A 21,428-nucleotide genomic window follows, 5' to 3' on the forward strand; every position below is an offset into this window, starting at 1 on the left:
TTTCATGGAATCATCGCGGGGGGCGGCAGGTTCCGTCCCAATCCACGGGAGGAGGGGTTTTTCTGAATTTCCTGATGCGCGCCAGATAGAGTTCACAAATCCGATCCTCCGGATCCTGCCGCAGCAACTTGCGAAACCCCTGTTCCGCCAGATCCCATTCCATCATGCGAAACTGGGCCATGGCTTTGTGGCAGGCCTCGATCGTGGCCATCCTGTCCGGGGCGACCTGATCCCTGAAACCGATCGGCTCATGAATGGAAACCGGCTTGTCCGCATCCTCGGGCACGATCCGGTCCAATTCGCGAAAAACCATTTCGGATACCAGGGATTTTGTCTCCTCGGCCACCAGAATCGGGGTGTCATATCCTTCCACGAGCCGGACCAGTGACTGGACCATGAGGAATGGTTGACCAAACGCGGTATAATCATTGCGAAATCGCGATCCAATGCTCCCGGTGGTCACAAGGCCCGACTGGATGGCAAAATGGCAGTGAACCACGGGAAGACCGCGCATTTGAAATTCGTCTTCGAGCTTTTCCAACCGTGTACTCATCGCCATGACCGCAGCCAGGGCATTGCGTCCGTGTTTGGGATCATCCAATGGCGCTCCCCAGAAGGCAATGATCGACGCGCCATGATAATGGTCCAGGGTGCCGCGATATTCATGGATGATTTCCGTCATGGGCGTCAGAAAACCATGCGTCCATTGTTCCATCTGCATAGGGCTCAGCGTGTCCGCCTTCCTGTAGAAATCCTGTACCACGGCCATGACGACGGTCACCTCCCGTTGTTCGCCCTTGATGGAAGTGGGGTATCCGGACCGGGCCAGTTCATCGATCACCGTGGCCGGGAGGTGTTTTCCGAAACTTGTTTCGAGCCTGTGCCGCTTCAACGACACCGCAAAAATCTCGAAGGCGACATCGATCGCAAACAAGAACAGCATGAGAATCATGGGCGCCGCCAAAGGGACATGAAGGTCCCAACGCGACCAGACGTAGACGTTGCCGACGATCAACACCACGGAAATGACCAGTACCACCAGAAAACGCCAGGACAGAGGAATCCGCGGAAAGAACAGGGAAACAACCAAACCGATCACCGCCAGCAACACCATGTCCGACCATGGAAACAGGTGTGGTCTGCTTTTGAATGTTCCGTCCAGCATGCCGCTGATGATATTGGCATGCAGTTCGACTCCGGGGATGGCATGGGCGAAGGGCGTGACGAATGGAGGTCGCAATCCCGTACCGATGGAAGACCCGACCAGAACGATGGCGGCGTCCAGGAGTTGTCTCTCGGGAACCCGTTCAAGAATATCGATGGCCGAAACGTAGGGAAAACTTCCCTTGCCGCCGCGGTAGGGAATGAGAATGCCCCCTTTGGCATCGACGGCGATTCGGTGTCGTCCCAGGGCAATCCATTCGAAGCCTGCATTTTTTGCCCCCTGATGCCTGCTGTTTTCCTGAAATTCCAGGGTCAGAGGTGGGTCGCCAAGAATGGCGCGAATGATTCCCAGTGACAGGGATTGATAGAGGGCGCCGTTGAAAACCTGTAGCAAAGGGGTATTGCGGGCGACGCCATCGGGGCCGGTCAGCGGATGATCCAGGAAACCGGCTCCGGCGGCGGCATCCTGGAGTTCGCCAATGTTGGCCGCATAGCCGAACGCCTTGACCGAATTCAGATCATCGTGGCCAAGCTCATGCAGGGTAACGACGGGGGAGGGGAGTTTACCCGAATCGGCCAGGCCCGAAAACGAGGTTTGCAGAAAATTGAATCCCAAAATGACCGGACGATCGCGCAGGCTTTGCGCAAAGATCCGGTCCCGGTCCAAAGTCGGCTTGAGTTTATGAAACTGGTTGAGAAAAATGGAATTCTGACTCAGAGGTCCCTTGGCAAGAGATTCCAGAAGGGAAAGTCCCGAAGAAGTGTCGGCCTCGGAAAACACCAGGTCGAACCCAAGCACCCCAATTCGATAATGGTCGAACAGGGTATCCACCAGGGTCGCCATTCGATCACGCGGCCATGGCCACGACCCCAGACCCGCAAGGCTTTTCTCGTCGATATCGACGATGACGATGCGGGAATCTTTCGTGCCTGGGGCGGTGTTCCGAACCTTGACATCATAGATGACCGATTCCATACGCTCCAGAAACGGCACAACGATGCCACCGGCCCCGTGAACCAGAAAAATGATGGTAATCCCGATCAATAATAAATAGCGACCGGTCTGCCAATGGGCCACAAAGTCCCCCTTACCGCGAAAACGGGACGGCGACCCTGGATCCTATTGGAACCATGTCGGTCGAAAGGGACACCATAAAGCATCCATGGTCGTTCATTCAAGGGTCATAGCCGGGAATCTTGTTGATGGCAATCGTGTCGATCTGTTTTGGATCCAGATATTTTGCCGCATATTCCATGAAGACCCTTTCATCGATGAACACCTTGAACAGATCGGGATCGACGTGTTGGTCTTTTTTCATGAATCCCAGGATCTTGAGCGATTCGGAGAGGGTCTTGGCCGGTTTATAGGGACGATCGTTGGCCGTCAGTGCTTCGAAGACATCGGCGATGGCCATGATGCGGGCGCCGATGGACATCTGATCGCGGGTCAATCCGGCGGGATACCCCTTGCCGTTCATCGTTTCATGATGGGACCCCGCCATTTCGGGAACACGGCTGAGTTGTTTGGGAAAGGGGAGCTTTTCCAGCATGTTTTTCGTGGCGACCACATGGTGGTTGATGATCTTGCGTTCCGCCGGGGTCAGTGTCCCCTTGGCAATGTTGAGGTTTTCGATTTCGTTGTCGGTGAGAAAGGGGTGTCGCTTCCCGTCGCTGTCGATCCATTCCTTTCGCCCGATCTCCCGGACCCGATTCTGGCGATCGGCGGACATGAATTCTCCGCCAAGATTGGATTCGCGAATGAACGCCTGATCCTGGCCGAGTCGTTCAAGGTTTTGTTTCAGTTCCTCTTCCAGGGGGGCAATGCGGGCAGGATCCCCGGCTTGCAATGCCTCGACCTTTTTCCGGAGAAATTCGATCTCGGCGTCTCGTCTCAGAACCTCGAAACGGGCATCCACGGTATGAATGCGATCATGGATGGTTTCAAGCTTGGTCGCCTTGTCAACGACATATTCCGGGGTCACGACCTTGCCGCAATCGTGCAACCATGCCGCAATTCTCAGTTCGTAGAGATCTTCCTCGGTGGGGGAATAATCCTTGAGGACGCCGACCTCGCTTTTGGCCGCGGCCCGGGCCAAAAGGTCCGCCAGCACCGGAACACGTTCGCAATGACCACCGGTATAGGGCGATTTTTCGTCGATGGCGTTGGCGATCGTTTGAATGAACGCCTCGAACAGATTTTTCAGGTTTTCGATCAACCTCTGGTTGGTCATCGAAATGGCCGCCTGCGAGGCCAACGACTCGGCCAATTGTTGATCGGCCAGGGTAAAGGGTTTGATGGCCCCGGTGTGGCTGTCCTTGGCATTGATCAGCTGCAAAACACCGATGATTTCATTTTCATGATTTTTCAGGGGAACCGTCAGAAACGACCGCGACCGGTAACCGGTCATCTGGTCGAATTTTTTCGTTCCCGAAAAATCGAACCCTTCCGCTTCGTAGGCGTCGGGAATATTGATGGTGCAATCCCCAAGCGCCGCCGCCGCGGCGATCATTTGCAGATTGGGCTGGCCGTCCTTGTAGAGGGGGAGGGCAGGGAAGGGGATCTCGACCCCCGTCGTTCCACCCATGGCAATCTTCAGGGAGTCGGTGCGTATGATCTCGAATTTCAGGGTGTTGTCAGCAGTCTTGGTATACATCGTGCCGGCATCGGCATTGGTCAGATCCTTGGCTCCGAGGAGAATGTTCTCCAGCAGCCTTTTGGTATCCCGTTCCGATGAAAGGGCAATCCCCAATTGATTGAGCTTGTCAACCCGAGCCAACAAATGGGTGACATCACTCATGTCAAGATCGGCGGTGGCATCGCCGCCGGGAGATTCCTCGTCATCGTCGGAATCGCGCGGTTGTGTATCCTTGTCATCCATGAAAATGTTCCTGCCCTTGTGAATCCAGCAAGTCGGCCCCAAACCACGGATCCCAGTATAAACAATTCAGATCGCTTTTCCATCTTATTCGGCCAGGACCGTTCAAGGATTCATACATTATTTGACAATTCATCCTTTTGTTTCGATGGCTGTCCGTGATGGCAAAGCGTGTCAAACAAAGTTCTTTCAAATCCTGATTGGGTTGTGATATGCTGCTGTTGGTCTTAATGTTCACTCGGAAAGCCGCGCATGACCGCCGTCACTTTTTCCACCAGGCGTGATCTCAAGGATCTTGAAATCCGCATGGAGACGCGATTGAAAGAACTTGAACTCCGCATCGCCGCCGAACTGGCCCCGATCAAATGGGGCATGGCCATTGCCATCGGTGGTATCCTTACGCTCATCCTCAAATCCTTCTTCCCGCATTGACCTGCGCATCACCGCACCCGATTTAACATAATACATCTTATGCGACCAGCAGCACGGTTATTGAAGGCCATTGGCGTTCCGAAGGATTTCCGGCACCCACGTCGCATAAGGCGCGTTATGTTAAATTCATGGGACGCTCATTCTCCCTTGGCAAAACAACCCGTCCTGGTAGATCATCATCCGCGAATATCCGCAAACCCCATGCAAGGTTGTTCCTCATGCGCCCCATTTTGGTTACAAGCGCCCTTCCCTATGCCAACGGTTCGATTCATCTTGGTCATCTGGTCGAATACGTTCAGACCGACATCTGGGTTCGGTTTCAAAAGACCCGAGGCAGGAATTGTCTGTATTTCTGCGCCGACGACACCCATGGAACGCCGATCATGATCCGGGCGCGCAATGAAGGAATCACCCCCGAAGCGCTGGTTGCACGGATCCATGACGAGCATGTCCGCGATTTTTCCGATTTTTTGATCGGCTTTGACCACTATCATTCCACCAACTCGGAAGAAAACCGCCTCTTGAGCGAGGAAATCTACCGTGCCAACCGCAAGGCGGGCCACATTCATACCGCCCTGGTCATGCAGGCCTATTGCGTCAAGGATGGCATTTTTCTTCCGGACCGGTTCATTCGCGGTCGCTGTCCCTCGTGCGGGGCCATGGATCAATATGGTGATTCCTGTGAATCCTGTTCCGCGACCTATTCACCGCTTGACCTTGATGAGCCGTGCTGTGCCTTGTGTGGCACGCCTCCCGAAGAACGGGAGTCGGAACATTATTTTTTCCAATTGGGCGATTTCGAACCGTTTCTCCGGGAGTGGACCCGTTCCGGGGCGTTGCAGGTGCAGATGGCCAACAAACTTGACGAATGGTTCGAGGCGGGACTCAAGGCCTGGGACATCTCCCGGGACGGCCCCTACTTCGGTTTTGAAATTCCCGACGCTCCGGGAAAATATTTTTATGTATGGCTTGATGCCCCCGTTGGTTACATGGCCTCTTCCCTGAGCCATTTCAGGCGCCACGGCATTGATTTTGACCGTTACTGGCGTCAGGACGATCAGGTGGAAATCTATCATTTCATCGGCAAGGACATCCTTTATTTCCATACCCTCTTCTGGCCTGCCATGCTCAAGGGGGCCGGCTTCAGGACGCCGACCGGGGTTTTCGCCCATGGTTTTCTGACGGTCAATGGACAAAAAATGTCCAAATCTCGTGGAACCTTCATCACGGCCCGAAGCTATCTTGAAGAACTCGATCCCGAATATCTGCGCTATTATTATGCCGCCAAACTGGGCAAGGGGGTGGATGACATCGATTTGAATCTGGAAGATTTTGTCCAGAGGGTCAATGCCGACCTTGTGGGCAAGGTGGTCAATCTGGCTTCGCGTACTTCGGGTTTCATTCACAAGCATTTCGCGGGGCAATTGTCTGCCCATTATCCGGAGGATCAGGGATTGTTTTATTCATTTACCTCGGAAATGGAATCCATCGCCAATCTGTACCAGGAGCGTGAATTTGCCCGGGCCATGCGGGCGATCATGGCCCTGGCCGACCGGGCCAACCGTTTCGTCGAAGAGAAGGCGCCATGGAATCTTGCGAAGGAACAACGGTTTACTGAGTTGCAGGAGACCTGTACCATTGCCCTGAATCTTTTTCGCCTTTTGATGATTCAGTTGCATCCGGTATTGCCCGTCATGGCGGAGAAAACGCGATTGTTTCTCAATCTCAAGGAGATGAACTGGAGTTCCTCGATCCAGCCATTGTTCGGAACCCGCATTGAGCCTTTTCGTCCCTTGATGCAGCGCGTCGATCCAAAAAAAGTCGAGGCCATGGTCGTGTCCTCCCGGGCGGGCGATGGGGTCCCCTCCCCTACTCCCGTGGTGGTCGCTGCGACTGTCGAGGAAAAAGTGGTTGCGGTAGTGCCACCGCAAGAAGCGAGTGCCACCATCGACCTGGAGGCCTTCATGGCGGTCGATTTGCGGGTTGCCCGGGTTCGCCACGCCGAGACCGTGGCCGGGGCGGACAAACTATTGAGACTGGTCCTTGATGTCGGACCCTTGGGGGAGCGAACGGTCCTGGCGGGTATCCGGTCGGCCTACGTGCCCGAAGGTCTGGTGGGACAGTTGGTGGTATTGGTGGCCAACCTGCAACCGCGAAAGATGAAATTCGGGATTTCCGAAGGCATGGTTCTGGCGGCGGGCGATGGTGCGGGAAAATTATTTCTTGTCGCTCCCGGTCCAGGGGCAGAACCGGGTATGCGGATCAAGTAATGATTTGATCCGCATCGCTATCCGACCTGGTTCAACAATCGTTTCCTGAAGGATACCCCCAATTCTTCCCGGGCGATTTGCCGACACGCTTCAATATCCACTCCCGCCAACCCTTCGACCGCCGTCACAACCACCTCGGGGACATGTCGTTTTACCGCATGGCAAAACTCCTTCACCGCGCCATACGATCCAGGCATGGACGGATGGCACAAGCTGTCATAAACCGTTTCGTTCTGCGCATTCAGGGAAATGGAAACGGCATCGATGATTCCGGAAAAAGAAGGGGTGACATCGCGGCCATGGACCCGGTTGGCCAACCCGTCGGTATTGATCCGTATCCTGGGACATCCCCGCCCCCTGGCCCAGTGGGCCACAGCCAACAAAACCGGCAGTCGCAACGTCGGTTCACCAAAACCACAAAAAACCAATTCATCATACGAAGATACATCACCAAGCGCTGCAATGATCTCCTCGGCCTTCGGATTGCGCCGCAACGTCAAATCATACTGGTGAACCACTGGACGTTCCCACTTGGGACAAAAAGAGCATCTCAAGGTGCAGCCATGGGTCAGGTTGACATAGATTCCCCGGCCAATCACATATACCAGTGTTTCCCCCTGTGCCACCAAGGTTTCCAGACGAAACAGATTCCGATAGTTGGATGTCGTCTCATGTGCCAGTTCCTCAAGGGAAATTCCTTTGACATCGGCCAGTACCCGAGCCACCTCGACGACTCGGGCAGGTTCGTTTCTTTTGCCGCGAAAGGGAATCGGCGCCAGATAGGGCGCGTCCGTTTCGATCAGTAACCGATTCAAGGGAACCGCCGTCGCGATTTGCCGCAACGACTCCGACCCGCGAAAAGTCAGGATTCCTGAGAAACTGATGTGAAATCCAGCCGCCAGCGCCCACTGGGCCAACGCCATGGAACCACTGAAACAGTGAATGACGCCACCAACACTCTGCCCCCCCTCCTCCTCCAGGATCCGGATGGTATCCTCTTCTGCCTCCCGTGTATGGACGATCAATGGCAATTGGCGGGCTGTCGCCACCCGGATGTGTTCCCGAAAAACCCTCTTTTGAGAGTTACGCGGCGAATGGTCGTAGTGGAAATCAAGCCCGGTCTCGCCTACCGCAACCATTCGCGGGTGTTCCAGGGCATGGAACAACTCCGTCATGAACCGGGGCGAGGCCTCGTCGGCATGATGCGGATGAATGCCGGCGCTGATGGTCACGTTGTCATGCGCTTCGGCCATCCGGATCAGTCCCTCGGTTTCGGTCAGTCGGGTGGCAACCGTGGTGACGAAGACCACTCCGGCCTGATGCGCCCTTTGCAGGACCTGATCCAAATCCTTGTCAAACCGGGAATCGTTCAGATGGCAATGACTGTCGGCAAACATGTCGTGTCCAACTTTTCTTTCAATAATTTGAGTCCAGATGGTCAGCTGAATCGTTATCCAAGGGATCCCGGTTGGCCCGCCACCTTTCTTCGTTTGCGCCGCCGCCGTCTCGAAGAGATTTCCGGCGGCAATCCCGGACGCCCCTCGGCCATTTCCCTGGTCGAGGAATCCGGGACGGGTCCTTTCTCGATGGACGTTCCGGCAGTCGCTTGGATTTCTTCTCCAACCGCTTCATTGTTTTGGGCCGGGGAAGACTTTTTTCGGTTTCTTTTCTTTCGTGAGCGCCGCTTTTGTCCGACCGATTCCATCCCCTCCTCCGGCACCGGGACCTCTTCCCGAGTTTCGCAACGGATGGCCTCCTCGGTCCGTTCCCCGGAAATGGCTTCCTGTTGCTCCACGACGCGACCCTGGGTTGGCGCCACCGACGAGACCATCGGTTTTTCGGATGACAATTCTACCGCTGGACGGATTTCCCGGGTTCCATCGGCAAATTGACAGGTGACGCTCCCACGCAAAGGCTGGACGCTCCGTACCAGAACTTCACGACCATCTCCGATCCAATAGACGCCCTTGGGGGATGGTAAGGAGTTTCTCAGATGGGAATAGGTATCATTTTCGTAGGCCAGACAACACATCAGACGACCACAAACCCCCGAGATGCCGTCAGGGTTCAAGGAAAGGTCCTGGTTTTTGGCCATCCGCACCGAAACGGGATGAAACTGCTGCAAATACTGGGAGCAGCAATAATCCTTGCCGCAATGTCCCACGCCTCCGAGCAGCCGGGTTTCATCGCGAACGCCGACATGCCGCATTTCTACCCGGATCGCCAACTGCTCCGACAGATTCTTGACCAGATCGCGAAAATCGACCCGAGCATCGGAAGTGAAGAAAAAAATGGCCTTCGTTCCTCCTGGTTGATAGGTCACCCGGGACAACTTCATCGGCAGCCCCGACTTTCGAATCAACTCCCGGCCCAGAATCTTGGCCTTGAGTTCTTTTTCCCGTCGTTCCCGGGCCTGATCTTCTTCTTGATCCCCCAACTTGCGAACGATGCGAATGATCCGGCCAGGATAAGGTTTTCTCGGATCATTTTTCCCAGAGAAAACTGCATGGGAAACAAAAACGACCCGACCTTCCATTTCTCCGTCCCTCGTCTGGACAAGCAGGCGATCCCCAGCCACAAGATCGGGAACTCCAGCCACCAGGCGATAAACCATGCTCGATCCCGACAATCGAATCCCAAACAACCGACGCTCCCCCCGACCCGAACGGGTCAATGGGTTCAAACCACCCTGCCCCGAAGCCAAAGACGAGTCCCCTTGGCCCAACGAATCGTCACCGGCAGACGCTTCTTCTCCGGATGGGAGATCATCCGTCACGGGTACATGATGATGTATGGATAATCCACCTTCAATCCCGGTTTCTTCCCCGGTCTGCATGCCGCCATCCGATTCCTGGCGTTCCAGGTCGTTTTCCGCGCAAAAGGAATCGGCAACAGAGTGCAACAAAGGTTCAGTTCCATGGCTCAAGGGACGGCTCCAGAAATCCGCAGAATCCTGATGAAGATCCCCTCAAGGAGGAGACGTTTGTTGACGTTGATCGCCTCTGCCAGCGCAAATGCCTTTTCGGCGCTGGTCGCAACCACCAACCACCCACGAACCCGTTCGGGAGCGGGTGTCGTGACAAGACAGTCACGCACCCGATCCGCGAGCCATTGACGGATGACAAACCGTGCCAGGAAAAACCGACTGGCGTCGGACCATTCTTCGGCGACGTCGCATGCCCCCGACAGACGTCCCTGACGCATCATCATGTCCAGGTCCCGCGAAAGCCGTTCACACCCCTCCAACCGCCCCTCTTCGATAAACTGCATGGCGATGCCCAGATTCCCCTCGGAATAGTTCATCACCGATTGCAACGCGGCATCGGTCAGCGTCACCTTGCCTTTCAGGATCGACGAAAACTCTTCCCTGGACAAGGATTGAAAACCATGGACAACACATCGCGACCGAATGGTCGGCAACAACATTCCCGGTCGGCAGGTCACGAGAATCAGGATTGAATTGGCCGGTGGTTCCTCAAGAGTTTTCAACAGCGCGTTGGCGGCGGCGGCATTCATTTCGGCGGCATCATCGACCACCGCCACCTTCCATTCCGATTCCATCGGCGTCAACGAGAGAAATCGCGATAATTCCCGGATCCGATCGATCGAAATACGGGTCTTATCCTCTTCCTTTTCAACCCATTGGACATCGGAATGACAACGAACGGAAATCTTGTGGCACACGTCGCACTGGCCACATCCGCCCAGGGAATCATTCGATACGTCATGAGTACACATCAAGGATCGAATGAATGCCGCGGCAACGGTGGCCTTTCCGATTCCGGAGGGGCCGGAAAAAATGGAGGCATGCGGGATGCTTTTTTTATTCAACCGTGCCCGCAACCCCCGAATCACCTCCCGATGACCGACAAGTGTACCCAAAGTATCGTGGGCCATGGTGTCCTTCAAGAAAGAAGTCGTGAAAATGTTTCCCACACGTTGATCCATATTTTTTCGCCAATGTTTTCCCTGGAGTCGAAACCGTCGATGACGAAAAAACGCGCATCATTCTCCTTGGCCAGGGTCATGAAGCCCGCATGGACCCGATCCTGAAACGATTCCCCTTCCTGTTCGAATCGGGTTTCCGGAAAAGATTGGCTTGAATCAAGTTTTCCCTGAAGGCGTCGGCGGCGTTCCGCGGCATCCAAAGTCAACAGAATGGTCAAATGAGGGGTCAATGATCCCATGGCCCATCGATGAATGGCCTCGATCATGGAACGGTCGATTCCCCGGCCATATCCCTGATAGGCCATGGTGCTGTCGAAAAAACGATCACAGACAACCCACTGCCCCCGTTCCAACGATGGACCGATCACCTGGCGGACATGCTCGATGCGGGCGGCGATCATAAGGAGAAGTTCTGTCTTTTCATGAATCGAATCAGGTTGACCCGAAACCAGCAGTTGCCGCAGACGTTCCGAAAACGGACATCCTCCGGGCTCCCGGGTCAACACGACCGGAACCCCCAGATGGGTCAGCCGTTGCGCCAACAGATACGCCTGGGTTGATTTTCCCGAGCCATCGGCCCCCTCGATGGTGATCAATTTTCCCTTTCCAAGGAATGGCGTGGCGATTTCATCAATGCGGTCGTCCATGGCGTTGATACCGGTCCACGTTGCGTTCATGCTCTTCCAACGTCGCTGAAAAGACATGGGCCCCGCTTCCATTGGCCACAAAGTAGAGCGCCTTGGTCGATTCAGGATGAAAGACGGCATGAATGGAGGCCTGTCCGGGACTGCAAATGGGGGTCGGCGGCAATCCCTTTCTGGCATAGGTGTTGTAGGGCGTCGGCGTGTTGAGATGTTTTCGGGTGATGTTACCGTCAAAATCGGCAATCCCGTAGATGACCGTCGGGTCGCTCTGCAACATCATGTCCCGCCCGAGGCGGTTGTGAAACACACCCGCGATCAGTGGTCGCTCCGACCCTACCCCGGTTTCCTTTTCGATGATCGAGGCCAGAATCAACGCCTGGTAAGGTGTGAGGGAAAAATCCTTGGGACGCCCTTCCCATTCCTGTCGCAGCACTTTCCGTCCCCGTTCGATCATCCGGCGAATCAGATCGGAAGCTGAATCGCCATTGCGATAGAAATACGTGTCGGGAAACAGCCACCCCTCCAGACTTCCGCTCCCCTCCAGGCGCATCGATTCACCCAATGCGGGATCCAACAAAAGGCGAGGCGCCTCCTGCCACCCCAGTTTTACCATCGACGCGGCAATTTCCCGCAGGGAAAATCCCTCGGGAACGACAAGGCGGTATTCCTGAATGCCCTGTCCGGAATGCAACTGTTCGAGGATGTCCCATGGGGAGCGCCCGCGTTCGAATCGATATTCTCCCGCCCGAATGATGAATCCCTGATCGGAAATCCGCGCCAGAGCCAGAAACCAGAAGGCGGAAGAGATGATTCCTTCCGCCTCCAAGGTTCGCGCCGTCTTGTGCAGATTGGACCCCCTGGGAATGACGACCATTCGGGTTTCCGGGGCGGGACGGTTCAGAAATGAAAAAAAATGAACCACACTACCCATCAGAAACACCAGGAGAACCACCGATGCAAGCAGCATCCCCTTCTGGACCAACCGATTTTTCAACGAACGCGCTTCAACAACAAACTGGAATTGGTACCACCGAAACCAAACGAGTTGGTCAAGGCGAATTCAAGATCGACGTCACGCGCCGTATGGGGCACATAGTCCAGGTCGCATTCGGGATCGGGATTGTCCAGATTGATCGTCGGCGGGACCTGTTTGTGATGCAACGCCAAAGCGGTAAAGATTGCCTCGACGCCGCCCGCCGCCCCCAGGAGATGACCGGTCATCGATTTGGTCGAGGAGATCATCAGTTTTTTTGCCCGTTCCGGTCCAAAGACCATCTTCATTGCCGTGGTTTCCACGACATCGCCCAGCGGGGTCGAAGTCCCGTGGGCATTGATGTATCCAACCAGATCCAGATCCGCCTTGCCATCTTCGAGGGCGTTGCGCATGCAACTGGCAGCGCCCGAACCATCCGGCGACGGCGCGGTGATGTGATAGGCATCTCCCGACATGCCGTACCCAGCCACCTCGGCATAGATGACTGCCCCTCTTTTCCGGGCCATTTCCATTTCTTCCAATACCACGACCCCCGCCCCTTCGGCGATGACGAAACCATCGCGATCCTTGTCCCACGGACGCGAGGCCCGGGTTGGTTCATCGTTTCGGGTTGACAGGGCCTTGGCGGCGGCAAACCCACCCACGCCAAGTTCACAGATCGCCGCCTCCGCCCCGCCGGCGATCATGACATCGGCATCACCGCGACGAATCATCATCATCGCATCACCGATGGCATGATTTCCCGTGGCACAGGCGGTCACCGGCGCATGATTGGGCCCCTTGAGGCCATACTGGATCGCCACATGACCGGAAATCAAATTGATCAGGGACATGGGAATGAAAAACGGAGAAATCCGCCGCGGTCCCTTCTCCTTCAGAACCATGGCCTGGTTCTGAATGGCGGTCAAACCTCCGATACCCGAACCGATGGTCACCCCGATCCGGCGCGCATTTTCTTCGGTCACGACGATGCCCGAATCCTTCCAGGCCATCTGTGTTGCCGCCATGCCAAAGTGCATGAAGAGGTCCATCTTGCGGAGTTCCTTCTTGTCGAGCCAATCCTCCGCCTTGAACTCCCGACATTCACCAGCAATCCGGCTGGCATACTCGGTGGCGTCAAAACGGGTGATCGTTGCGATACCCGAACGCCCCGCAACCAGACCGGACCATGTTTCCTGGACACCCACACCAAGAGGGGTAACCAATCCAACACCTGTAATGACCACACGACGGTTCACGTTTCTGGTTCTCCCTGTTCGTTACCATCCACACCCCGCTGGCGCCGTTTCGCCATGCACCAATCAGGAGGAATGTTTTATGATGTATTCGATGGCCTGACGCACGGTCTGGATTTCTCCTGCCGCATCGTCGGGAATTTCCATGCCAAATTCTTCTTCCAGCGCCATGACCAGTTCCACGGTATCCAAAGAGTCGGCCCCAAGATCATCGACGAAATTGGCGTCATCGGTCACCTGATCCGGTTCGACCTGAAGCTGTTCGACAACGATCTTTTTGACTCTTTCGGCAATAGTGCTCATTATTTTCCCCTGTCATAAGGATGATGGTCCAACATGTCGTTCGACCTGGATCGGTATGAAAAACTCCAGGTCAACCCATATACATTCCCCCATTTACATGCAAGGTTTCACCGGTAATATAACGGGCTGAATCTGAAGCCAGGAAACAAACGGCATTGGCCACATCCTCGGGCGTCCCCATTTCCCCCATCGGAACCCTTGAGAGAATGGCTTCGCGTGCCTTGGGATTCAACTTGTCCGTCATGGCGGTCCGGATAAAGCCCGGAGCGACGCAATTGGCGGTGATCTGGCGCGATGCGACTTCGGCGGCAAGCGTTTTGGTAAAGCCGATGAGACCCGCCTTCGAAGCGGCATAATTGGCCTGACCAGGATTTCCCGTCAATCCGACGACCGAGGCGATATTGACGATCCGACCATGACGGGCCTTCATCATGTGTTTGATCACCAGCCGGGTCAGGCGGAAGATGCTCGTCAGGTTGACGGCAAGAACCGCGTCCCATTCCTCGTCCTTCATGCGCATCAAAAGATTGTCCCGGGTGATTCCGGCATTGTTGACCAGAATATCCACCCTGCCGAATACCGACATGGCCTGATCCACCACCCGGATCAAGTCCTCGGGACGGGTCACGTCGGCGGCAGTGGCGATGGACTCGGGTGCATCGACACGGACCTCCGCCAATGCATCCTGGATGGCCTCGGGCTCATTGCTGACCAGCATCAGCCGGGCTTTTCTCGCCGCCATTTCCCTGGCGATCACCCGACCGATGCCGCTGCTGGAACCGGTAACGATGGCAACACGCCCTTCCATTACGCCTGGGCCCTTTTTGCCACGGTTCTTCCCATCAATACATCATCGTTGAGGATCGCCTGGGCATCGGCGGGAACGTTGACCCCGACGATCGTCGCGTCACTGGCGATACGCTTGAGCATGCCTGAAAGCACCCGCCCCGTCCCCAGCTCGACAAAGGTATCCACCCCCAGTTCCAGCAGGCGTTCCATCGACTCCTGCCAACGGACCGGCGCCGTCACCTGTTCGACCAGCAGTGCCCGAACCTCGGCAGCGCTCCGGACTTCCTTCCCGGTCACATTGGCAATGAGCGGAACCTCAAGATCATGCATCGAGGTTTCCATCAACGCCTTTTCCATGACCCGGGCCGCGGGTTCCATCAGGGGGCAGTGGAACGGCGCCGCCACCGCCAGGGCGACACAACGACGCGCCCCGCGGGCCTTGGCCAGATCCAGCGCCCGATCGACTGCCTCCTTGTGACCGGAGATCACGATCTGGGCCGAAGTGTTGTAATTCGCCGGAACACAGACCTTCCCCGTTTCCCGTGCCGCTTCGCCGCACACTTCCTCGACCGATCCGACATCCATGTTCATCATGGCCGCCATCGATCCCTTGCCCGGCGGAACCGCTTCCCGCATCGATTGACCACGCAACCGCACCAGGCGAATGGCATCGGCCATGGAAAAACCACCCGCCGCGGCTATGGCGGCATATTCCCCCAGCGAGTGCCCCGCCACATAGTCGGGCCGCATTCCCGTCGTTTCGGCCAGATGCGTCCAGGCTGCCAGAGCGGTCGTCACCAGAGCCGGCTGGGCATTTTCGGTCCAGGTCAACTTTTCCTTCGGCCCTTCGAACATCAGCCGCGTCAGGGGAAAGTCAACAATCCGGTCGGCCAACGTGAAAATGTCTCCGACAGCCCCGCCAAGCTGGGCCAGCTCATGACCCATTCCGACATCCTGAGCCCCCTGGCCAGGAAACAAAAAAGCAATTTTCCCCATCACTCTATTTCCTTGGGTTATGTGTGGCAGACAAAACAATAACCTGATAATCCCTGGACAAACCCCTTCGTCATCCCTGATGCCTGAACCAAACAACATGTCTTGCCGGGACGATACCACCCTGGCGGGCCAATCTTTCGTATCGTACCTGATTCCAACCTGACATTCCTTAACGTCATGGTCAATGGCACAAGCAAAATATGGACCATCTTAAACATCCGCCAACCCACCAATACCGAAACATCATCAGGAATGGTGGTGACCATGACTCCCGCGGAGCAGTTCATCCTTGATGTCGTTGAGTTCCACGAAATCATCCGCCTGACGACGCAGTTCATCGGCAATCATGGGCGGCTGCGTCAAAAGAGAACTGATGACCGTCACATGTTTGCCCTGGTCCTGTACCGCTTCCACCACGCTGCGAAAATCGCCATCCCCCGAAAACAAGACCGCATGGTCATAATAGGGGGCCATCCGCAACATGCCCACGGCGATTTCAATATCCATGTTGCCCTTGGTCCGTTTGTGACCCGTCACGGGATCGACGTATTCCTTGATGGGCTTGGTGATCACGGCAAATCCGTTGTAGGCCAGCCAGTCCACCAGCGGACGAATGGGCGAATATTCCTGATCATCGCCCAGGGCAGTGTAATAGTAGGCCCGGACCAGACGGCAGCGCTTTTGAAAATAAATTAACAGCTTTTTATAGTCAAAATCAAATCCCAGCGAACGAATGGCCGCGTAAAGATTGGACCCGTCGATGAAAATGGCTGCCCGCTCATCGGTATGAAACATGATTTTCTGCCTTTCGACTCTTGGGGTTTCCCTGGATTGGACTTTGCCGGAGAATCCAGATCCGATCTCGGACATGGCGTTCAGGCCAGATTTCTGGCTCCCATCATTGGTGCGTTTCATTCTGGACTCACAGGCCCGCCAAAGAGCGGTACGTTTTCCGGCCCCCACCCATTTCCTCGATCCACCACGACCAGCCGCCGCACGGTGCAATCGACGTGATTCGTCCCGTGGGTTTGCCTGCGTGAGGAGCACATGTTCAACACACAATCCTGCTTCCGGGTCGCGAACCTGCCGATCCATTCCAGAAGCGCCGCACTGTGTTTTTTGGATTTTCCGATTGAAGAAGGCATCTTTAGTGAAAATGATGAATATTGGAGCGGGAGAAGGGATTCGAACCCTCGACGTCAACCTTGGCAAGGTTGCACTCTACCCCTGAGTTACTCCCGCACAAATACAAGTTATCAAATAAATTGCCACCCTCATCGGAGGATCAATCCAGACACTACGTATGGTAATGGAGGCCGGGGTGGGATTTGAACCCACGAATGAAGGTTTTGCAGACCTCTGCGTTGGACCACTTCGCCACCCGGCCATGAAGTTTGGAGCGGGAGAAGGGATTCGAACCCTCGACGTCAACCTTGGCAAGGTTGCACTCTACCCCTGAGTTACTCCCGCAAACCACTCTTCCCGATCGGCATTTTGCCAAGTCCCGAAAAACTGCCGCCGACCGATTTGCTTCACTGCGCTTGGAGCAGACAATCTAATAAATTTCACGTTGCGCGTCAAGAATATTTATTCTCTTGTTTTAGTTGCTCTTTTGAATCGAAGGCCATGCTTCCACAAAATAACGGAAACCAGACCAGATGGAAAGGGTCGTTGATAAATATAAGAAAAAAAGACCCGTATGTTGCAGTGGGACGTCCAGAAGCCCGTCCTGCACAAGCAGCATGAGGATGGCGGTCATTTGGAAGCCTGTTTTCCACTTGGCCCCGCGGGAGACGAACACGGGCCGGCCCAGCCCCGCCATCCGCTCCCGTAATGCCATGACCATGACCTCTCTGGCAAGTGTTACCATCACCAGAAGCAACGGTGCCCGTTGCATGCCGACCAGAAGGACGAGGGCGGAAATGACCAGCAGTTTGTCGGCGATGGGATCGAAAAAGCGGCCAAAGCTTGTGGCCAGGCCATGTTGTCTGGCGAAATAGCCGTCGGCCCAATCGGTGAGGGCGGCCAGGCCGAAGAAGGCGGTCGATAGAATCAGACCCGTGCGACCCGGAACATAGGCACAGCCGACAAAGAACGGAATCAAGGCGATCCGTAGTGCCGTCAGGGAGTTGGGTAGATTCCAGACCATGATTCATCCGCTGTGCCATATGGAGCAGTTTATTTTTTCAAGTGTGCTTCGATGCGCCGGGCCAGTTCCGGGGATATGCCCTCGACGGTGGTCAGGGCCTCGGGTCCTGCCTCGCCAATGGCCCGGACCGAACCGAAGTGACGCAAAAGCGCTTTCTTTTTTTTCGGGCCGATTCCGGGGATGTCGTCGAGAAGGCTCTGGCGTTGTTCCTTCTTGCGGCGGACGCGGTGAAACCCAATGGCGAACCGGTGGGCTTCATCGCGGATTTTTTGCAGCAGCATCAGAACCGGCGCGTCGTGCGGCAGTATAATCGGCGCATCCCGTTGCGGCAAGAAAAGTCGCTCGCGACCCGCGTTTCTCTGGGGTCCCTTGGCGATGGCGCAAAACTGGATGCCATCCACCTGGAGTTCCTCGGCGATGGCCAACACTGCGTTGAGTTGCCCCATTCCGCCGTCCAGAAGAATCAGGTCGGGCCAGGGGAGCGGATTTTCCTTCGCATCGGTCCCTTCCTGGTCCTTGAGGGCGCGAAGACGGCGTGACAGCACCTCGGCCATGCGCGCGGTATCATCGGGCAGGGATTCATCCTGAATGGCATAACGCCGGTATTCCTGTTTCTGGAATCCCGCTGCGGTACACACCACCTGGGAACCCGATGGGTGGGCATCCTGGAAGTGGGAAATGTCGAAGGCTTCGATTCGCTCGGGCACCTGGTCCATTTCCAGGATCCGGGCCAGTTGCACCAGTTCCCGACCTCGGGCATTTTGGGAGGTGATTCGCCGCAGAAGCAATTCCTGGGCATTTTTCTCGGCAAGTTCCAGGAGGACTTTTTTTTCACCGCGGAGCGGTCGTGACAACCGGACCTGGGTGCCGCGCAATCGTGTCAGCACCGCCGTCAACCATTCCGGGTCGGGCAGCGCGACATTGACGAGGATCTCCTCGGGGGGCCAGGTGGTTTGCCGTCCCCCCGTCCCCTGGCCGAAGCGGTTTTCGGGGTTGGCGTAGTATTGGGCCAGAAACGAGCCCATGGCCTCGCCGATGGGAACGTCTGCCGTGTTTTCCGGGAAAAATCCACGGCTTCCGAGCAATAAACCATGGCGGATGAACAAAAAAAGCGCCACCACCACCCCATCCTGTCCGAGGACGACGACCACGTCCAGATCCAATTCGCGTGACAGATTGAGACGCCGCCGATCCTGGACCTGCTCCAGGCACCGCAGACGGTCGCGCAGCCGGGCCGCCTCCTCGAAATCGAGGGCCTCCGCCGCCTGCCACATCGATTGTTTCAAATCACGTTCGATCGTCCGGTCCCGTCCTTCGAGAAACATGACCAGCTCTTTCACCCTCCGACCATAGTTTTCCGCGTCCTCGCGACCGCAACAGGGACCGGAGCAACGTTTGATCTGATATTGCAGGCAGGGACGGCTCCGGTTGGCAAACTGGGTGTCGTTGCATTGACGGATCGGAAAGACCTTCTGCAACCATTTCAAGGTATCGCGGACCGCATGAACCGAAGGATAGGGGCCGAAGAAGCGTCCTCCTTCCCTTCGGGTCCCGCGATACAACGACAATCGGGGAAAGGGATGGCCGACATTCAGGAACAGATAGGGATGGGATTTGTCATCCTTGAGCAACACATTGTAGGGCGGCTTGAATTGCTTGATCAGGTTCGCTTCGAGGATCAGTGCCTCGTTTTCCGTCTCGGTCAGGGTGAATTCCAGGGACCTGGCCTGGCGCAACATGGCCGCGACGCGGGGGGCATGGGTCCCCGAAAAATAGGATCCGGTCCGTTTCTTGAGACTTTTCGCCTTGCCGACATAGACGACCCGTCCCTGTTCGTCGAGAAAGCGGTACACTCCGGGTCCATCGGGAAGTGAATCGGCGATTTGTTTCAGATTCAGGTCTTCGGTCACCCGCGCCTCGTCCTCCATCACGACTCCGACAGCCGCCGTGCGCGAAACAGAAGGATCAGTCCGGCCAGTCCCATGGGCAGGCAAAGCCATTGTCCCATGCTCAATCCCAGCGACAGCAGACCCAGATGGGCATCGGGTTCGCGGAAAAATTCGATCATGAAACGGGCCATGGCGTAGCCGATCAGAAAACTGCCGAACAGACTTCCCTCTGTTTTCTTGTTTTTTCCCAGCCACCACAGAACGGCAAACAGCACGATTCCTTCGAGGATCGCCTCGTAAATCTGACTTGGATGCCGCGCCAGGGGGCCGGCCAGGGGAAACACCATGGCCCACGGGACCTCCGTGGGACGGCCCCACAATTCGCCATTGATGAAATTACCGATCCGTCCCAGGAACAACCCCACCGGAACCACGGGTGACACCATGTCTCCCAGCGTCAGGCAGGAAATCCGTTTGCGGCGGGCAAAAAGGCAGATCGCCACCGCCACGCCGATCAGACCGCCATGAAAAGACATCCCTCCCTCCCAGACCTTGAAGACGGCCAGGGGGTTTGCCAGATAATAGGAGAACTGATAAAAGACGATGTATCCGAGGCGTCCGCCAAGGATCACCCCGGCCAGGATGCCTACGGTGAAATCGCCCAGATCGTCTCTGTTCAGGGACAGGCCCATGCGTCGCGCCTGAATGCGCAGCAATGGCCATCCAAGGAAAAACGCCAGGCTGTACATGACGCCGTACCATCGGACCGCCACCGGTCCGATGGAAAAGACGATGGGATCAATGTGCGGATGGATGAGCATCGGCGGGTTCTTCCATGGTATCGGGGCTTTCGGGATAACAACCGAGGATCTTGAAGTTGCTGGTGAAGAATCCCAGTTCCTCGAGCGCCAGCCGACAATGGGGGTCCTCGGGGCGTCCCTGGAAATCCAGATGAAAATGATAACTCCAATGTTTCCCGGGGATGGGACGTGATTCCAGCCGCGTCAGGTTGACGTTGTTGGTGGCGAATCCCCCCAGGCATTTGTAGAGGGCCGCGGGAATGTTGCGCACCTCGAAGAACAGGCTGGTCTTGCAGGGTAACTCGCCCCGGTCGTGCCATTCCTCCCGAGAGATGACGAGAAAGCGGGTGGTGTTCATCCGGTTTTCCTGGATGCCCCGCATCAGTATTTTGAGTCCATAGAGTTCGGCGCAGAGGGCCGAGGCGATGGCCGCCTCGTGCTTGTCCTGGCGGGTGGCAAGGTCGCTGGCGGCGCCTGCCGTATCGTAGACCGAACGGCGATGCCATCCCCGTTTGCGGATGAAGGCCCGGCATTGCGCCAGGGCCTGGGGATGGGAGGCGACCGTGGTGATGTCCTCGATCCGCGCCACGTCGATCCCCAGGAGGCAATGACTGACCTTGAGATAATATTCGCCTGTGATGTGCAGATGATGCGCCGCAAGCAGGTCATAGCTGTCACTGATGCCGCCCGCCATGCTGTTTTCCACCGGCACGACGCCCAGGTCCGCCTGTCCCTCCTCCACCATGGAAAAGACATCCTCGAACGTTTTGCATGGGACGTATTCTTCGCCGGGAAATCGTTCGCGACACGCCTGTTCGCTGTAGGCCCCCGGCATTCCTTGAAAGACGATGCGACGCTTTCCGTTCACGCTTGCGCTCCCATGGTATCGAATCTCCTCTTGATCCCCCTTGCGGATTGTTATTGAAAGGAGCCATCATC

18 protein-coding genes and 3 tRNA genes are annotated in these 21,428 nt (G+C 56.1%); 2 read left to right on the top strand and 19 right to left on the bottom strand.

The genetic code is table 11. The features are described from left to right. Positions 1 to 10 precede the first annotated feature (10 nt). Positions 11 to 2,242, bottom strand: coding sequence for an adenylate/guanylate cyclase domain-containing protein (locus tag HQL76_10255; protein ID MBF0109548.1), 2,232 nt, complete (start codon positions 2,240 to 2,242; stop codon positions 11 to 13). A gap of 97 nt (positions 2,243 to 2,339) precedes the next feature. Further along, positions 2,340 to 3,962: a GAF domain-containing protein gene (locus tag HQL76_10260; GenBank protein ID MBF0109549.1), complete on the bottom strand. Its 1,623-nt coding sequence runs from the start codon at positions 3,960 to 3,962 to the stop codon at positions 2,340 to 2,342. A gap of 330 nt (positions 3,963 to 4,292) precedes the next feature. Here HQL76_10260 and HQL76_10265 point away from each other — a divergent pair, with 330 nt between their 5' ends. After that, a complete protein-coding gene (locus tag HQL76_10265) occupies positions 4,293 to 4,472 on the top strand; it encodes a hypothetical protein (protein ID MBF0109550.1) in 180 nt (59 codons plus the stop codon). Positions 4,473 to 4,690: 218 nt separating this feature from the next. Continuing rightward, positions 4,691 to 6,742, top strand: a complete 2,052-nt coding sequence (gene metG, locus HQL76_10270; protein ID MBF0109551.1) for a methionine--tRNA ligase — start codon at positions 4,691 to 4,693, stop codon at positions 6,740 to 6,742. 17 nt (positions 6,743 to 6,759) lie between these two features. Here the strand turns inward: metG and HQL76_10275 are convergent, their stop codons facing one another. From HQL76_10275 to pheA, 17 genes are all read right to left on the bottom strand, one after another. Next, complete coding sequence (locus HQL76_10275; protein MBF0109552.1) at positions 6,760 to 8,139, bottom strand: YchF/TatD family DNA exonuclease; 1,380 nt, start codon at positions 8,137 to 8,139, stop codon at positions 6,760 to 6,762. 53 nt (positions 8,140 to 8,192) lie between these two features. Continuing rightward, on the bottom strand, positions 8,193 to 9,668 hold the full coding sequence (locus tag HQL76_10280; protein MBF0109553.1) for a hypothetical protein: 1,476 nt from the start codon (positions 9,666 to 9,668) through the stop codon (positions 8,193 to 8,195). Further along, positions 9,665 to 10,639 carry a DNA polymerase III subunit delta' gene (gene holB, locus HQL76_10285; GenBank protein MBF0109554.1) on the bottom strand — a complete coding sequence of 325 codons (975 nt, stop codon included), beginning with the start codon at positions 10,637 to 10,639 and terminating at the stop codon, positions 9,665 to 9,667. The genes HQL76_10280 and holB overlap by 4 nt, the downstream gene beginning before the upstream one ends. A gap of 8 nt (positions 10,640 to 10,647) precedes the next feature. Next, positions 10,648 to 11,367 (bottom strand): dTMP kinase, encoded by a 720-nt coding sequence (gene tmk, locus HQL76_10290; protein MBF0109555.1) that lies wholly within the window; start codon positions 11,365 to 11,367, stop codon positions 10,648 to 10,650. After that, entirely contained in the window at positions 11,321 to 12,328 is a 1,008-nt protein-coding gene (gene mltG, locus HQL76_10295; GenBank protein MBF0109556.1) for an endolytic transglycosylase MltG, read from the bottom strand. Before mltG ends, tmk begins: the two co-directional genes overlap by 47 nt. Then, a complete protein-coding gene (gene fabF / locus HQL76_10300) occupies positions 12,325 to 13,566 on the bottom strand; it encodes a beta-ketoacyl-ACP synthase II (GenBank protein ID MBF0109557.1) in 1,242 nt (413 codons plus the stop codon). The genes mltG and fabF overlap by 4 nt, the downstream gene beginning before the upstream one ends. Before the next feature lie 63 nt (positions 13,567 to 13,629). Beyond that, entirely contained in the window at positions 13,630 to 13,866 is a 237-nt protein-coding gene (locus HQL76_10305) for an acyl carrier protein (protein MBF0109558.1), read from the bottom strand. A 70-nt stretch (positions 13,867 to 13,936) separates the two neighbouring features. Next, the gene (gene fabG, locus HQL76_10310; protein MBF0109559.1) at positions 13,937 to 14,674 is read right to left on the bottom strand and encodes a 3-oxoacyl-[acyl-carrier-protein] reductase; all 738 of its coding nucleotides are present in this window, start codon (positions 14,672 to 14,674) and stop codon (positions 13,937 to 13,939) included. Beyond that, positions 14,674 to 15,651 carry an ACP S-malonyltransferase gene (gene fabD, locus HQL76_10315; GenBank protein ID MBF0109560.1) on the bottom strand — a complete coding sequence of 326 codons (978 nt, stop codon included), beginning with the start codon at positions 15,649 to 15,651 and terminating at the stop codon, positions 14,674 to 14,676. The genes fabG and fabD overlap by 1 nt, the downstream gene beginning before the upstream one ends. A gap of 246 nt (positions 15,652 to 15,897) precedes the next feature. Beyond that, complete coding sequence (locus HQL76_10320; GenBank protein ID MBF0109561.1) at positions 15,898 to 16,446, bottom strand: NYN domain-containing protein; 549 nt, start codon at positions 16,444 to 16,446, stop codon at positions 15,898 to 15,900. 372 nt (positions 16,447 to 16,818) lie between these two features. Further along, positions 16,819 to 16,893: transfer RNA gene (locus tag HQL76_10325), tRNA-Gly, on the bottom strand. Positions 16,894 to 16,961: 68 nt separating this feature from the next. Beyond that, a tRNA-Cys gene (locus tag HQL76_10330) sits at positions 16,962 to 17,038 on the bottom strand. A gap of 8 nt (positions 17,039 to 17,046) precedes the next feature. After that, a tRNA-Gly gene (locus tag HQL76_10335) sits at positions 17,047 to 17,121 on the bottom strand. A gap of 130 nt (positions 17,122 to 17,251) precedes the next feature. After that, positions 17,252 to 17,800 carry a CDP-diacylglycerol--glycerol-3-phosphate 3-phosphatidyltransferase gene (gene pgsA / locus HQL76_10340; GenBank protein ID MBF0109562.1) on the bottom strand — a complete coding sequence of 183 codons (549 nt, stop codon included), beginning with the start codon at positions 17,798 to 17,800 and terminating at the stop codon, positions 17,252 to 17,254. Positions 17,801 to 17,829: 29 nt separating this feature from the next. Further along, complete coding sequence (gene uvrC, locus HQL76_10345) at positions 17,830 to 19,728, bottom strand: excinuclease ABC subunit UvrC (GenBank protein MBF0109563.1); 1,899 nt, start codon at positions 19,726 to 19,728, stop codon at positions 17,830 to 17,832. Beyond that, on the bottom strand, positions 19,728 to 20,510 hold the full coding sequence (locus HQL76_10350) for a prolipoprotein diacylglyceryl transferase (GenBank protein MBF0109564.1): 783 nt from the start codon (positions 20,508 to 20,510) through the stop codon (positions 19,728 to 19,730). Before HQL76_10350 ends, uvrC begins: the two co-directional genes overlap by 1 nt. Beyond that, positions 20,488 to 21,324: a prephenate dehydratase gene (gene pheA / locus HQL76_10355; GenBank protein MBF0109565.1), complete on the bottom strand. Its 837-nt coding sequence runs from the start codon at positions 21,322 to 21,324 to the stop codon at positions 20,488 to 20,490. Before pheA ends, HQL76_10350 begins: the two co-directional genes overlap by 23 nt. Between the last annotated feature and the right edge of the window lie 104 nt (positions 21,325 to 21,428).

Source organism: Magnetococcales bacterium (assembly GCA_015228815.1).
Lineage (GTDB): Bacteria > Pseudomonadota > Magnetococcia > Magnetococcales > UBA8363 > UBA8363.

Coding starts and splice junctions, on each gene's coding strand:
- tmk (MBF0109555.1), bottom strand. CDS start 11,367: ATGAACGCAACGTGGACCGGTATCAACGCCATGGACGACCGCATTGAT.
- holB (MBF0109554.1), bottom strand. CDS start 10,639: ATGGCCCACGATACTTTGGGTACACTTGTCGGTCATCGGGAGGTGATT.
- HQL76_10265 (MBF0109550.1), top strand. CDS start 4,293: ATGACCGCCGTCACTTTTTCCACCAGGCGTGATCTCAAGGATCTTGAA.
- HQL76_10275 (MBF0109552.1), bottom strand. CDS start 8,139: ATGTTTGCCGACAGTCATTGCCATCTGAACGATTCCCGGTTTGACAAG.
- pheA (MBF0109565.1), bottom strand. CDS start 21,324: ATGCCGGGGGCCTACAGCGAACAGGCGTGTCGCGAACGATTTCCCGGC.
- metG (MBF0109551.1), top strand. CDS start 4,691: ATGCGCCCCATTTTGGTTACAAGCGCCCTTCCCTATGCCAACGGTTCG.
- fabG (MBF0109559.1), bottom strand. CDS start 14,674: ATGGAAGGGCGTGTTGCCATCGTTACCGGTTCCAGCAGCGGCATCGGT.
- HQL76_10350 (MBF0109564.1), bottom strand. CDS start 20,510: ATGCTCATCCATCCGCACATTGATCCCATCGTCTTTTCCATCGGACCG.
- pgsA (MBF0109562.1), bottom strand. CDS start 17,800: ATGGTCTGGAATCTACCCAACTCCCTGACGGCACTACGGATCGCCTTG.
- uvrC (MBF0109563.1), bottom strand. CDS start 19,728: ATGGAGGACGAGGCGCGGGTGACCGAAGACCTGAATCTGAAACAAATC.
- fabD (MBF0109560.1), bottom strand. CDS start 15,651: ATGGGGAAAATTGCTTTTTTGTTTCCTGGCCAGGGGGCTCAGGATGTC.
- HQL76_10320 (MBF0109561.1), bottom strand. CDS start 16,446: ATGTTTCATACCGATGAGCGGGCAGCCATTTTCATCGACGGGTCCAAT.
- HQL76_10260 (MBF0109549.1), bottom strand. CDS start 3,962: ATGAGTGATGTCACCCATTTGTTGGCTCGGGTTGACAAGCTCAATCAA.
- HQL76_10305 (MBF0109558.1), bottom strand. CDS start 13,866: ATGAGCACTATTGCCGAAAGAGTCAAAAAGATCGTTGTCGAACAGCTT.